Below are 15,530 nucleotides of genomic sequence, written 5' to 3'. Positions count from 1 at the left end.
CTCCCGATAGCGATCGGGAGAAGCGGAGTAGACGGTTTTGCGTTATCTTTAATCAATTTTTTCTAAAAATTTTCAATAAAAAAACCTCCAAGTTTCCTTGAAGGTTTTAGAGGCATCGTCCTCCCGATAGCGATCGGGAGAAGCGGAGTAGACGGTTTTGCGTTATCTTTAATCAATTTTTTCTAAAAATTTTCAATAAAAAAACCTCCAAGTTTCCTTGAAGGTTTTAGAGGCATCGTCCTCCCGATTGCTATCGGGAGAACCGGAGTAGACGGTTTTGCGCTATCTTTAATCAATTCTTTCTAAAAATTTTCAATAAAAAAACCTCCAAGTTTCCTTGAAGGTTTTAGAGGCATCGTCCTCCCGATTGCTATCGGGAGAACCGGAGTAGACGGTTTTGCGCTATCTTTAATCAATTCTTTCTAAAAATTTTCAATAAAAAAACCTCCAAGTTTCCTTGAAGGTTTCAGAGGCATCGTCCTCCCGATTGCTATCGGGAGAACCGGAGTAGACGGTTTTGCGCTATCTTTAATCAATTCTTTCTAAAAATTTTCAATAAAAAAACCTCCAAGTTTCCTTGAAGGTTTCAGAGGCATCGTCCGGATTCGAACCGGAGTAGACGGTTTTGCAGACCGGTGCCTAGCCGCTCGGCCACGACGCCTTATGATTGGATGGCAAATGTAAATAAAAACTTTAAAGTTAAAAAGTATAAAGCCAAAAAACTTTTAGTATGTATTGAAAACTAGTTTCTATATTCTTCCATTTGAACTGTAACCCGCTCAACATCACCACCAATTGGAGGGTTTATTTTTGAAACAGCAACTAATACCCAAGATACTGAAGCAATTTCGATAAAAATACGCGTTATGATTCGTTGAGCAACGTGTTCTAACAACTTGGAACGTTTGTCCATTTCTTCTACCACAATTCGATTGAGCTCCACATAATCAACGGTATCATCCAATTTATCGGTTTGAGAAGACCTTCTTAAATCGGCTTTTATTTCTAAATCAACCGAATAGTCGGAACCAATTTTACTTTCCTCAATCAAACAACCGTGGTAAGAAAAGGTTCTTATATTTTTTAATCGAATAATGCCCATAATCGTACTAATTAAATTATTAATAGGTACATGGACAGTTGCTGATTCCTTGGAAAATATCTAATCCAACAGTTACCATATGTGTACCAGAATTATAACTAAATAATTCATTCATAGTAACTTGATAGGAATAAGCAAAATAGAAATTTTTCTTTTTCAATCCTGCCATCGGACCAATATTCAAAGGCTCCATGAATTGATCATTTAGAAAACGATAGGAAACACCTGCCCAGTAATAATCTTCAAAGTTATAAAAACGTAGCTTCAAATTCAAATCTGTTGTTGATCTTTGATCACTTTCAAAATATTGAAAATACATGGAGGGCTCTAATTCCCAATCACTACTGTTGATGTTTTTCCATCTGTAACCCGTATATACTTGATAATTTCTCAACTCTAGCGGTTCAATTCCTGAAAAAATATCCAATTCTTTATTCAAAACGTTGGCAACCGCAAAGTTTACATAATAGTTGTTTACACGATATAAAACACCGACATCAAAATTATGATTGGTCAAACGCCTGTCATCTGTAACACCGGAGTCGGTTCCGTTGAAATTATCGATGTCAATTCGAAATTGATTTAAATTATATGAAATACCAAACGATAAAAATTGATCGGCATATTTATTCAACGTCAAGTGATGAGCAAATGATAGTTTTGCACCCGATTGACGCGTGTTTCCATTTTTATCATTATATAGATAAATTCCAACACCTGATTGGTCATGAATTCGCATATCAGCCGCCAATGATTGGTTTTCGGGAGCATCTTTTATACCAACCCATTGCGTGAATCCGTTGGCTCTAATTTTTACGTTATCGCCAATTCCGGCATAGGTTGGTGCAATAATAAATGGATTATCAGCCAAATATTGTGTAAAAGTTGGCAAGTTTAACTCTTGAGCATTTCCTTTGCTAAGAACAAGTATAAGTACTATAGGGAGTAAATATTTTTTCATTTTTGTAGGTTTTAGAGAAACCAACTCCAAGCTTTGGGGAACTTGGAGTCAGTTCATAAATTTATCTATATAAAGTTACATTTCCAACTATTTTTCTTCCGTTTTGAAGGGTAATTGTATACCAGTAATCTCCTGTTGGAAGCGGTTTTCCATTATAGGTTCCATCCCATCCTCCGTTTTGACCAAACTGGGTGATGTTTCTACCATATCTGTCATGAACATAGATTCTGATATTTGGAAATCCATCTAAATTAGTTGGCGTCCACAAATCATTTTCTCCATCATCATTTGGTGTAAAGAAGTTTGGAATATCAATATCTATAAATGTAATAAAGATGGATTCTTCAGCAATACATCCATATGAATCTTCAACTTGAACTACATAAGTTCCCGTTGCAAAAATTTGGAAAACATTTTGTGTTCCATAATTTTGACCATTCAAATAATACGTATAAATTCCTGAACCACCTGCAGCTGTTGCTGTAATTTGATTCATGGCACTTTCAACTAAAGTTAACGAAAGCGGTGTTTGATTCGAAATGGTAAAGGTAACCTCATCAAAACAACCATTGGTGTGAACAACCATTACCGTATGCGAACCATTGCTCAAGTTGGTAAAGATATTGCTGCTTTGGAAAGGCATTCCATCTAACGAATAGGTCACACTTCCGGCAATAGTAGAGTTAACTGTAACCGTAACAGTGTTTTCAGATGAACTACTCAAACAACCATAATCAACTGCCACTTGAGCTTGAATATCTACAAACGGATCAAGCGTAATTGAAACTGAAGTTTGACAGTTATTAGCATCACGAACATAAACCGTGTAGGTTTGACCACCTAGTAAGTTTTCGAATGTAAACTGATTGGCTACATAATTTCCGTTTTGAGTCAAACTTGTAGCATAAGGAGCTGTTCCTCCTGAAACGGCAATCGTTATTGCTCCATCAGAATCACCAACACATAAATCTTGTGTTACGGCATCAATAGTTGCAGTAAGCGAAGCAGGCTCGTCTACTTTAATAATTAATTCAACTTGACATCCAATTGCATCTCTAACGATAACAGAATACGTTCCCGCAGCCAAATTGTTAAACACGTTTGAAGATACAAATGTTGTTAAATTTGGTGAAATAGCATATTGATATGGAGCTGTTCCGCCTGTTGGATTTACGGTTATGCTTCCATTTGTTAAACCAAAACAAGTAACATGAACCGTTGAGAAAGTTGCTTGTAAAGGGGTTGTTGGATTGATAACGAAGGAAACTGTTTTTTGGCATCCGTTAGAATGTAAAACTGTAATTGTATGTGGTCCAACAGCAACATCAGTAAACGTTGGTGAATTTTGATAAGCTCCTCCGTCTAACGCATACTGAACAGAAGAAGCTACAGAAGCATCTACCGTTACTGTTACTGTGTTTCCTACTGTGTTAGCATTACAGTTGTAATTTACTGCAACACTCGGATTAATGTTTACAGACGGATTTAATGTTACCGGGATTGATGTAATACAATTGTTAGCATCCCTAACAAAAATCGTATAGGTTTGACCTCCTACCAAATTGTTAAATGTAAATTGATTTGGTATGAAGTTAAACGTGTTATTTAAACTTGTAGCATATGGAGCAACACCACCTGTTACATTGATTGTAATAGAAGCATTTGCATCACCTGAACACAATTCCTGAACAACTGTTCCGGCAGTTATAGCAACTGCATTTGGTTGTGTTATGGTTACGGTTTGCGATGTTGAACAGCCAATGGCATCTTGAGCAATAACAGTATACGTTCCTGCTGCTAAATTATTGAAAATATTTTGTGAGGTGAATACCGTTAAGTTTGGTGAAATGGCATATTGAATAGCACCCGTTCCTCCGGTTGTTGTTGCAGTAATACTTCCTGTATTGGTTCCATTACAAGCAACATTTACCACTGAACTTAAGTTTAAAGTTATTGGCGTTGTTGGATTAACAGTAAACGTAACCGGTTTGATACATCCATTGGTATGTTGCACGTTTACAGTATGCGAACCAGGAGTTAGGTTTTGGAAAACATTATTTGCTTGATATGCACCACCATCTAATGAATAAGTTACAGCACCCACAACACTCGCGTTTACAGAAATAGTAACGGTATTGTTTGGAACATTTCCTGTACAAGCATAAGTTACTGCTGCAGTAGGATTAATTGTTACTGGAGCATCTAATGTTACTTGAATGGACGAAACACAATTGTTAGCATCACGAACATAAATCGTGTAGGTTTGACCACCGATTAAGTTAGAGAAGATAAACTGATTAGGAACATAAGAAGTAGTGTTATTCAAACTAGTTGAATATGGAGCCACTCCACCTGTTACATTGATTGTGATAGACCCATTAGCATCATTTGTACACAATTCTTGAATAACTGTTCCAAGAGTAATTCCAATTGCTGTTGGCTCATTGATAGTAATTGTTTCAGAAACGGTACAACCAATAGCGTCTTGAGCAATAATGGTATAACTGCCGGCCACTAAGTTGGGATACACATTTTGTGAAGTGAATACAGTTAAGTTTGGAGAAATTGCATATTGAATGGCTCCTGAACCCCCTGTTGCATTTACAGTAATACTTCCTGTATTTCCGGCATTACATAACACATCAACAACAGAGGATAGTGTTAACACAATCGGATTGTAAGTATCAATGGTAAAAGTTACTGATTTGATACATCCGTTTGTGTGTTGCACATTAACTGTATGCGAACCTGAAGTAAGGTTTTGGAAAACATTACTTGCTTGATAAGCACCACCGTCTAAAGAATAAGTTACTGCACCTACAACACTTGCATCTACAGAAATAGTAACCGTGTTTCCGGGAACATTTCCTGTACAATTATACGTAATTGCTGCAGTAGGATTAATAGTTACCGGAGCATCTAATGTTACTTGAATTGAAGAGTCACAATTATTTGCATCACGAACATAAATCGTGTAGGTTTGACCACCGATTAAGTTGGAGAACGTAAATTGGTTTGGAACATAAGAAGTAGTGTTATTCAAGCTAGTTGAATAAGGGGCTACTCCACCTGTTACATTGATTGTGATAGACCCATTAGCATCATTTGTACACAATTCTTGAATAACTGCTCCAAGAGTAATGTCTATTACAGAAGGTTCGTTAATTGTAATCGTTTCTGAAACAGTACATCCTAAAGCGTCTTGAGCAATAATAGTATAATCTCCTGCCGTTAAGTTTGGATACACATTTTGTGAAGTGAATACCGTTAAGTTTGGAGAAATTGCATATTGAATAGCTCCTGAACCACCCGTTGCATTTACAGTAATACTTCCTGTATTTCCGGCATTACATAACACATCAACAACAGAAGATAGTGTTAACACAATCGGATTATAAGCATCAATAGTAAAAGTTACTGATTTGATACATCCGTTTGTGTGTTGCACATTTACTGTATGCGAACCTGAAGTAAGGTTTTGGAAAACATTACTTGCTTGATAAGCACCACCGTCTAAAGAATAAGTTACTGCACCTACAACACTTGCATCTACTGAAATAGTAACCGTGTTTCCGGGAACATTTCCTGTACAATTATACGTAATTGCTGCAGTAGGATTAATTGTTACCGGAGCATCTAATGTTACTTGAATTGAAGAGTCACAATTATTTGCATCACGAACATAAATCGTGTAGGTTTGACCACCGATTAAGTTGGAGAACGTAAATTGGTTTGGAACATAAGAAGTAGTGTTATTCAAGCTAGTTGAATAAGGGGCTACTCCACCTGTTACATTGATTGTGATAGACCCATTAGCATCATTTGTACACAATTCTTGCGTAACTGCTCCAAGGGAAATGTCTATCACAGAAGGTTCATTAATAGTAACTATTTCTGAAACAGTACAACCTAAAGCGTCTTGAGCAATAATAGTATAATTTCCGGCAGTTAAGTCGGTATACACATTTTGTGATGTAAATACGGTTAAGTTTGGAGAAATTGCATATTGAATAGCTCCGGAACCTCCGGTTGCATTTACAGTAATACTTCCTGTATTTCCGGCATTACACAACACATCTTCAGCAGAAGTAACAGTTAATAGGATTGGATCATAAGCATCAATATCAAAGGTCACCGATTTAATACATCCGTTGGTGTGTTGTACATCAATCGTGTGTGTTCCTGATGTAAGATTTTGGAAAATGTTACTCACTTGGTAAGGACCACCATCTAAAGAATAGGTTACAGCATTTACAACATCAGCATTTACTGAAACCGTTACGGTATTTCCGGGTACGTTTCCTGTACAGTTGTAGTCAATAGTTACACTTGGAATAACCTCAACAGGAACATCCAAGGAAACAAAAGCTACAGTTTCACAGTCGTTTGCATCTTTTACAAAGATAAAATAAGCTTGACCACCTGCTAAACCGGTAAATGACAATTGATCTTGAACATAACTTGACGGATCAGGGTTGTTTAAACTAGTTGAATATGGAGGTGTACCACCCGTAATTAACATGTCAAATGAACCATCATCATCACCTAAACAAAGGTTTTGAACCACATTAGTAACATCTGCAACTAATTCTGCAGGTTCAATGATATCGATGTTTAACAGAACAAAACATCCTGATTGATCTTGAACGATAATATCATAATTACCCGGTGCAAGATTTGTAAAAGTATTGGTATTGAAAAATTGATTTAGATTTGGAGATATGGCATATTGAATAATACCTGTTCCACCTGATGCAATAATTTCTACGGCACCATTTTCACCACCAAAACACAATACATTGGTTATGTTGATGGAAGATACAACTAGTGGTTGTGGATCTGTAATGGTAATCACAGAAGATGTGTCACTACAATCGCCACTAGTTACAGTTACTACATATTGTCCGGAGGCTAAATTTAAAAAACTTCCACTTGTTTGCGGTCCGGCTAATACATTGTTTGCATTGTCAAGTAAGGTGTAGTTATAATTTCCTAAACCACCTGTAGCATCAGCAAAAATAGTAGCTGTTGCTTCTCCAAAACAGTTGATTGAAGCACTGTTTAAATTTAAGTTCAACTCTAAAGCAGGAACAGGAAGTATAGTTACTTGATTCGATAAAACAGCAGTACAATTATTAGCATCGGTTACATAAAACTGGTAAGTACCGGCACCAACAGGATAAATTGTTGTTGTAGTATAAGTTACACCATCTGTACTGTATAAATAAGGTGGCGTACCGCCTGTTGCAGAAATAGTTACTTCTGCTAACGTTGTACAAGTTAATGTATCTGTTAATGACAATGAAGCTACAATTGGTGATGGTTCTGTAATGGTTACAGTATTTGTTGTAAAATCACAATTCCAACCATCTGTAATGGTTATGCTATAAATACCAACACCTAAACCGGTGAAAGTATTGTTTATTTGTGCGTCAGTACTAAAAACAATAGTTGTTCCTGTAGCGTCATAAATATTTAAAATATATTGATACGAACCTTGACCACCTGTAACACTTACAGCAGACACACTTGCGTTTGTATCACCATGGCATAACAAGGACGCATTGGTACTTGTAATAGTTGCACTAATAAATGCCGGTTGTATTAAAATTACAGTGGTTTGAACAATACAACCTCCTGCATCTTGAGCAAAAACGGTATAATTACCGGCAGTTAAGTTTTCAAAAGTTGAAATAGCTCCATAAGGATAAACTGTTGTAGCAGTTGTGTTATTTACCAATTGGTATTGGTAGTTACCCCATCCTCCGGTTGCTGTTGCTACAATTACTCCTGAATTGTTATCACAAGTAACATTGGCTGTTTCTGTTGCAACAATTTGTAACGGACTGTCAGGTGAACCAACAGTTGTTGTAGCAGAAATTGCAGTACAAAACGGACTATCAGTTGCCGTGATGGTAACTTGATGGTTACCTGCAAGTAATCCGGTAATTGTAAAAGGATTTACGGAAGTGTTTCCGTTACCGGAAGCAATAGTAGCACCTAAATTATTTTGAACTTCATAAGAATAAGCTCCTGAATAACCTGTAACATCAATGGTTACAGTTCCGTCAGTATCACCAAAACAAGTTACAGGTGAATTTGCTGTAATCACCACATCAATAGTATCAAAAGGAGCAATTTCAAATGGAGTTGTCAAACTATAACAACCTGTTACATTGTCGGTTACTTGGAATACATAACTTCCTGGAGTTGTTAATGCGAATATCGGGTTATTAACTTGAACCGGACCACTTGGTAGTAATTCATAAGTGAAATCACCGGAACCACCAACAACACCAATTGTAACAATAGCATCATTTATACAAGTAATAGCTGTGGTTTGTGTTACAGATACTGCTGTAATTGTTGGTAACGGATTAATGATAACACTTGTTGTTTGAATACAATTGTTTGCATCTTTTACATAAACAGTAATGTTTTGAACAGCACCATTATCAACTACATTAAATGTATTTGTTGGAAAATAATTTGTTCCATCAATACTGTAATTATACGGTGCAGTTCCTGACGGATTTCCAAACGCATCATCTGAAACCGTAACAGTAATTACTGAAGCTTGAACAGTATTCAAAGCATCACATACAAAAGAAGTTGCAGTAGCACTTATTGCTAACAAGGAAGGTTCAATGATTTGAATGATTTGAACATCTTGACAATCTCTATCAGAAGTAACAGTAACCGTATAGGTTCCGGCAGGTAATCCTGTAAAAAACCCATTGTTTTGAACAATTGGAGGATTAATTCCATCTGTTACTGAAAACACATAAGGAGGATTTGTATTTGAAGCATCTAACACGATAGTGATACTTCCATCACTTACACCATTACAATTAACAGTTGAAGTTGAAGTTGTAAACACAACAGGAGCCGGAACAGACAATGTAACACTTGCAGATGAAGAACAACTGCTAGTGGTGTCTGTTACAATTACAGTATAATCACCGGCAGCCAAACCATTAAAAGTTGAACTTGCTTGTGGTCCTTGAATAGTTACACCTAAATTATTTTGTAAAGTAAATTCATAGTTTCCTGAACCTCCCGAAGGAATCACAGAAATAACACCATCATTATCCGCACAAGTTGGTAAGGCATCAATAACCGGACTTGCGTTTAGTGCAGGTAAAATAGTTACGCTTACTAAGTTTCCACATCCGTTAGCGTCTTGAATTTCTATAGTATAAGTTCCTGAAGTTAAGTTGGTATACGTGAAAGTAGCCGCAGCTTGACTTTGAAAAGCACCGCCATTAAAGCTATAACTGTATGGTGCAATTCCGTCTAAAGTTCTATTTACTGTAATAATGAAACTACCATCAGGAGTGTTACATTGATTGCTAACTGAAGCAGTAATAACCGGTTCCGGATCTGATACAACAATTATAGTAGAAGGGGTGGCTTGAATACAATCGTTTGCATCTTTAATATAGATGATATAATTTCCTGCTTCTACATTGAATACAGAATTACTACTTCCTGCCCAAGTTGCAGCAGTCGGTGGTGTATCTCCTGAGTTTATTATTTGGAATTGGTATGGAGGTGTTCCAAATTGACCAACAGCTGTAATTTGTCCTGCGTTTAGATTACAATTGTCGTTTTGACTAATTGAAGCAGTAACTTGAAGCAAGTTTGTTGATTGAGAAATAGTAAAAGAAGCAGAAGCTGTTGAACAACCATTAAAAGCTCCGCCAATTTCTGTAAACAAAATATAATAAGTTCCTGGACCTAAAAGCCCAAAGTTTGAAACTGTAACCGGTCCACCTAATAAAGGTGTTGTTGTTCCTGTAATTCCTGTTGAAACGTTAAATTGTAGATTAAATATTTCATAAGTCACAGCAGTTGCACCGGCATCATAGTTTGAGAATGTAAAACTTACGTTTCCATCTACATTTCCTGTACAAGAAACATTGCTTACAACATCTAAAACAGCGTTCAAATTAGAAGGTGATTGAATTGGTAAATCGGCTGATTTGATAAAATAACAATTGGTGGTTTGATCAAAAACTACAAACGTATAAGTTACTCCCGGAATCAAGCCTGTGAAAGTTGCAGTACTACCACCAGGAACATCTGAAGGAATAAAATTACTGGAATAAGGAGACGTGTTGGAATCTAAAATTCCAAATTGATAAGGTCCACCAATTACAGAGGTAGTTACTGTAACAACTGCAGTTCCACCGGATACACAGTCAACCGTAGCTGTAGAAATATCTATTTCTAAGTCATTTGGTGGAGAGGCAATGATAATATTTGACGTTACAACTGAACATCCGTTAGCATCAATTACATCAACTTGATAAATTCCAAAGTTTACAATAGTAAAGGTGTAATCTTCACCTGTTGCTGCTAAATAAGGAGTAAAAATATCTCCAAAGTTATTGGTTAAATAATAAGTAAATGGAGCAACACCTCCGGCGACATTTTGAATTGTTATTTGTCCAAGATTAGTTCCTGTTAATGAATCACATGTAATAGGAATACTTGTTATCGTATAAGTAATCAAATCAGGCTGTGTGATAGTTATGTTTTCTGTATCACTACAACTGTTGGCATCCGTTACTGTAATTACATAATTACCCGCTGTTAAACCTGCTGTTTGATTTCCATAATCTACTCCGGTAGTGGTATTTACAACAGAAATTACAAATGGAGCCGTTCCAACGGTAGTGTCTAAAGTTATTGAGATGGCTCCTGAAGCTTCACCATGACATAAAATGTTTTGTGTTTGAATGACAGAAGTAATACTTGGTAACGTGATAGGTTGTATGGTATAAACACCCGATGTAAAAGTACAGCCTTGAGCATCTGTAAACAAGAATTGATAGGTTCCCGCAGTGGCTGTTTGATAACTCAAAGTGGTTCCAATTACTGCAGTTGAAGATCCAAAAGCACCACCATTGATTGCAACTTGATAGGTAAAAGGAGCCAATCCACCGGTAATTGAAGTTTCAATAAGAGCATCTGGCGTAGCAGTACAATCTAAACCTTTAACAATTGAAGTACTTGCCAACAACTGAGGTGTAATGATTTGAGAAACGGTTGCGGTACAACCAAAAGAATCCGTTACGGTGATTGTATAACTTCCCGGTGTAAGATTTGCAAATGTATTTGAGTTTTGATTTGGTCCGCCATTGATACTATATACAAAAGGAGCTGTTCCACCGGAAACAGAAACCACCAAAGTAGCTGCATTTGATGTATCATAACAAATGTCTGATGAAGCAGCAATAGAAGCGGTTACTGTTGGAGGAGTTGTCAAAGTAAATGTTGTGGAAACAATACATCCATTTGCATCAGTAACCGAAATGGTATAAGTTCCTGTCTGTGATAAGTTTCCAAACGAACCATTTGTTTGAGGTCCAACAACTGTTGCATTTGGTTGCGTCAATGTATATTGATTACTGCCCCAACCTCCTGTTGCGGTAGCGGTTACATTTCCATTGGATAAACAAGTAATAGGATTTGTAGTTATATTTATTGCTAATGCTGCTGTTGGAGCTGCAATAGTCACAGCTGATGTTGCCGTACAATTTGTTGTAGTATCTGTTACTGTAATAGTATAAGTTGAAGCCGGTATACCCGTTAAAGGAATAGTTGTTAAGCTACTGTTTGATGCTGAAGCAACCGTTGTTCCTAAACCATTTACAACAGTATAGTTGTATGGATTTGGACTGTTTACAGTATAAGTTAACGCACCATTTGAATCACCCAAACAAACTACATTGGCTACTAAAACTCCAACAACAGTGATTGGCGTAATTGGATAAATGGTATAGTTTTCTTGATAATAACAACCGTTATTATCGGTAACTAAAAACGTATAAGTTCCCGGAGCTAATCCGTTAAATGTTGGGTTGTTTCCATTATTTGCAATTTGTCCTGAAGGAGCAATTATTTCATATACAAAAGGAGCATTTCCACCAACAGCAGTTAAAGTAACATTAGATGAAAGAGCTGGACAAGTAACAGCTGTTGCCGTAATAGTGATATCGGTTATTTGATTTAATGGAGCAAAAGTTATTGCATTTGTAGTTGCAATACAGTTGTTAGCATCACGAATTGTGATGGTGTACGTTCCGGCAGTTAAACCGGTAAATGTGGTTGCTGCTCCAAAAGTTATTCCATCAATACTGTATTGATAGGGAGGAACACCGCCCGAAACACTTCCTGCAGCAATACCTATAGAACCACTATTTGTTAAACAAGTATAGTCTTGAATAACAACAGCATTTCCAACAATTGGATCAGGCTCAGTTATCGTAAAGTTATAAGTAAAAACACAGGTTCTGTTTCCTTTTGATTGAATCAAATTAACAGTATAATCTCCCGCTGCTAATCCGGTAAACAAACCGGAAGCTCCTGTATAGATAACATTACCGTTTCCATCTAATAATTCATAAGAAATATTATATCCGTTTGCGTTACTGATTGCAAAATTGATAGACCCATTAGAACCACCATTACAAGATACATTTTGCACAGTAGTGTTTACGGTTACGTTTGGAATCAAATCAATAGTTACAGGATTAGACAATGTGAAACAGTTGTTATTATCAACCATGATAAACACATAAGTGCCTTGTCCACCAAAGTCAATATCAAAAATTACACTAGTTTGATAATCGGCAGCAGTAGGATTTTGCAACACACCATTGTAGCTATAAATAGCATAAACATAAGGCGGTTGACCACCTCCTGAACTCATTTGAATGTTTCCTTGATTACACGAAATATGTTGTGAAACTTGAGCAGTTAAATTTAACGTGTTAGGAGTTATAGTGACAGTATCGGTAAACGAACATCCGTCATCTGTAGTAACGGTTACAGTATAGGTTCCCGGATTTAAATTGTTGAATGTATAATCATTATCTTGAACCGGACCAACTGAAATTGATACCGGACCTGATATGGTAAAATAGTATTGAGGTAATACATTTAAGGCTTGCAAGCGAATACTACCTTGTCCGTTGCAACTTGCATTTTGTGTGATAACATTAACTTGAAAGTCATTTTGTTGGATTCCAATATTCGGCACTTCAAATAAACATCCATCTACAACACCAATTTGTCTGATTTGTACCAAATAAACTCCGGCTTGAGCAACTGTAAATATTGGATTATTTTGATAAGGAACCAAAATAGTGTTTGTTGTTTGATTCACTAATTGAAACTCATAATCACTCGGTAAATTTGTAATGGTAATGGATCCCGGCGTGTTACAAATTAGGTTCGTTGTTGTATATTGAACGTCTAATAAGTTAGCAAAAACATTAAAATAAAAACGGGTAAAACAACCGTTTTGATAGTTTAATGTCACGCGATATTGACCCGCAGTTGTAGCATTATAATTTGGACCTGTACCAACAGTTGTCCAGTTACAGGCTGCATTTTTATTAGCACAATCATCAACGCCAACAGGAGGACAACTAGCTTCGTTTAGAACTTCCCATATAATACTAACAGCATCTGAATTACTTATTTGAAGTAATCTACTGTCGTTTACACCACATAGAAAGATTAAAGGTAATTCTTCACCATCATTTGGACAAACCACCACTTCATCTGCAAAAGGAATTATTGGATTGGTTTGAGTTGCTCCAAATAAAGTTACATTGAATGTTTGTGTAATTCCAATACAAGGCGGTGCCGCAGTGTTAACCACCGTATAAGTTCCAACGGAAGAAACCGTTACAGATTGATTCGTTCCAATAACATCTCCGTTACTATTAGTCCACACATAAGCTATATAATCATTTGCGGCTGTTAATACGATAGAACTTCCACAAAGTATCTCGTTTGTGGTAAAAATACAATCGTCAATATCAACCAAAAAGTTAGCAGGGCCCGGTTGTCCAAAACCACAACTATCTAAACCTGCAAAACTTGGATCATCAGAAATAACATTACTGTTTAAAACACCTTGATAAGTGGTGTATGCTTGATTTTGAATAATATTAGAACAAGCGTCTTCCAATTCACTACAAGTAGTTGCCACCTGAACTCTTATTCGAATGGTATATATCGGATCTCCTATTTCTAATAGGTTATCCGGAATACTGAATAAGAGTTCCTTAGTGGCAGGATTGTAAGTGTAGGTCACCCCGGGAGCTCCACTTAAATCCACTGAAATTAAACTGGTATTTACCGGTAATATGTCTCTGATTACCGAATTGGTTGAATCATCATTACCTATATTTTGAAACGTAATTACATAATCAAGAAATTGACCCAAAGTAACATTGGCCCCACCAATGTCTGTACCGGCAAGATCTTGAACTGTTTTTACTAAATTAATATCCGGTTCAATTACATCAACATTAAACGCATTAAAGAACATAAAATAGGTGTCTTGCGTTGAAGTTATTTGTAATGTTGCAGCCGTTGAGTTGTTTGGTAAAACTAAATTTCCCGGATTAGGAATAGTGATAATATCAGAATCATAACCCAAAGTATTTCTACTATTTGGAGTTCTATCCAAGAATTCAACATCTTTTAAAGTTATTCTACTGTTAAAGAAATTATTGACTGGTTTTAAAGCTCCTGATAAATCGGTAAATGTTGGATTAGTTGAAGCTTTAAAACGCAATTGATCGCCCGTGATTCTATTGTCACCTTCCAAAGCTGCAGAGGCCAATTGTGCTCTTACAGGAAAAGGAGGTGGCAATGTTGTAAACCCGGAATATTCAATATCTGTTGTTCCTATAGCGGCTCTAACCCCAGCAAAACCGTCATAAGAAGTGATGAATTTTCCAGGCATTTGCGGGTTTTCATAGACAAAGAAAATGGTCCATCCACCTGAAACTCCTCCCCCATTTATAAAACCTTGAGTTGCTCTGATGTTTGCAATAGTATATTCTCCTTCCGGATTTGCCAAACCGGTTACCAAGTTGGTAATATCTGCATAACAAGCATAGGGACTGTTTGCAATAAAGTTAGGATCAGTAAAACCATCAAATAAAATTTGACCGGTTATATCTTGATACGCACCTCCTGGAAGCTTTAATTTTACTTGGTTAAAATCAGAAAATCGAACCCCATCACCATCTCCTGCACTAGTAGAATATCCGGTATTAAATCTGTAAGTGGCAGACCAATACAATCCGGCATAAACAATTTTGTTACAACCTCCATTTGGTAATGTCAATACAGCACTACTCGAACTAAAGGTCGACGCATCACTATCAATATCAACATAGAGCATATTGAAATTGTCATTATATTGTGATGTATTTCCTAAAGTATTATAGGGAACATTTGGGCCTTCAGTGCTGGTTTGTCTGTTGACAATACTGTTGGCAATTAAAGTCATGTCACCTTTTAGATTATTTTCATATCTAACGGTGAATGGAACAGCAACTTGAGCTTGTGCAATCAAGTTGAACAGGAACAAACAATTGAAGAGTACAATTGCTTTGATAGCAGTAGGTAGTTTTGGGGCTTTCATTGGGGTTT

3 protein-coding genes and 1 tRNA gene are annotated in these 15,530 nt (G+C 36.6%); all 4 read right to left on the bottom strand.

Annotated elements, in window-relative coordinates; translation table 11 throughout:
* Window positions 1-590 precede the first annotated feature (590 nt).
* The 4 genes from IEV15_RS05550 to IEV15_RS05535 all read right to left on the bottom strand — a co-directional run bounded on the left by IEV15_RS05550 (window position 591) and on the right by IEV15_RS05535 (window position 15,522).
* Window positions 591-661, bottom strand: a tRNA-Cys gene (locus IEV15_RS05550).
* Window positions 662-742: 81 nt separating this feature from the next.
* Window positions 743-1,102, bottom strand: a complete 360-nt coding sequence (folB, locus tag IEV15_RS05545; protein ID WP_188361515.1) for a dihydroneopterin aldolase — start codon at window positions 1,100-1,102, stop codon at window positions 743-745.
* A gap of 19 nt (window positions 1,103-1,121) precedes the next feature.
* Window positions 1,122-2,063: a PorP/SprF family type IX secretion system membrane protein gene (locus IEV15_RS05540; protein WP_188361514.1), complete on the bottom strand. Its 942-nt coding sequence runs from the start codon at window positions 2,061-2,063 to the stop codon at window positions 1,122-1,124.
* A 61-nt stretch (window positions 2,064-2,124) separates the two neighbouring features.
* A complete protein-coding gene (locus IEV15_RS05535; RefSeq protein WP_188361513.1) occupies window positions 2,125-15,522 on the bottom strand; it encodes a T9SS type B sorting domain-containing protein in 13,398 nt (4,465 codons plus the stop codon).
* Window positions 15,523-15,530 lie beyond the last annotated feature (8 nt).

Origin of the sequence: Flavobacterium orientale, from assembly GCF_014638005.1 — a bacterium.
GTDB classification, from domain to species: Bacteria; Bacteroidota; Bacteroidia; order Flavobacteriales; family Flavobacteriaceae; genus Flavobacterium; species Flavobacterium orientale.
The sequence above is the reverse complement of the archived record's forward strand: the minus strand, read 5'-3'. Positions and strand labels throughout refer to the sequence as shown.

Coding starts and splice junctions, on each gene's coding strand:
- IEV15_RS05540 (WP_188361514.1), bottom strand. CDS start 2,063: ATGAAAAAATATTTACTCCCTATAGTACTTATACTTGTTCTTAGCAAA.
- folB (WP_188361515.1), bottom strand. CDS start 1,102: ATGGGCATTATTCGATTAAAAAATATAAGAACCTTTTCTTACCACGGT.
- IEV15_RS05535 (WP_188361513.1), bottom strand. CDS start 15,522: ATGAAAGCCCCAAAACTACCTACTGCTATCAAAGCAATTGTACTCTTC.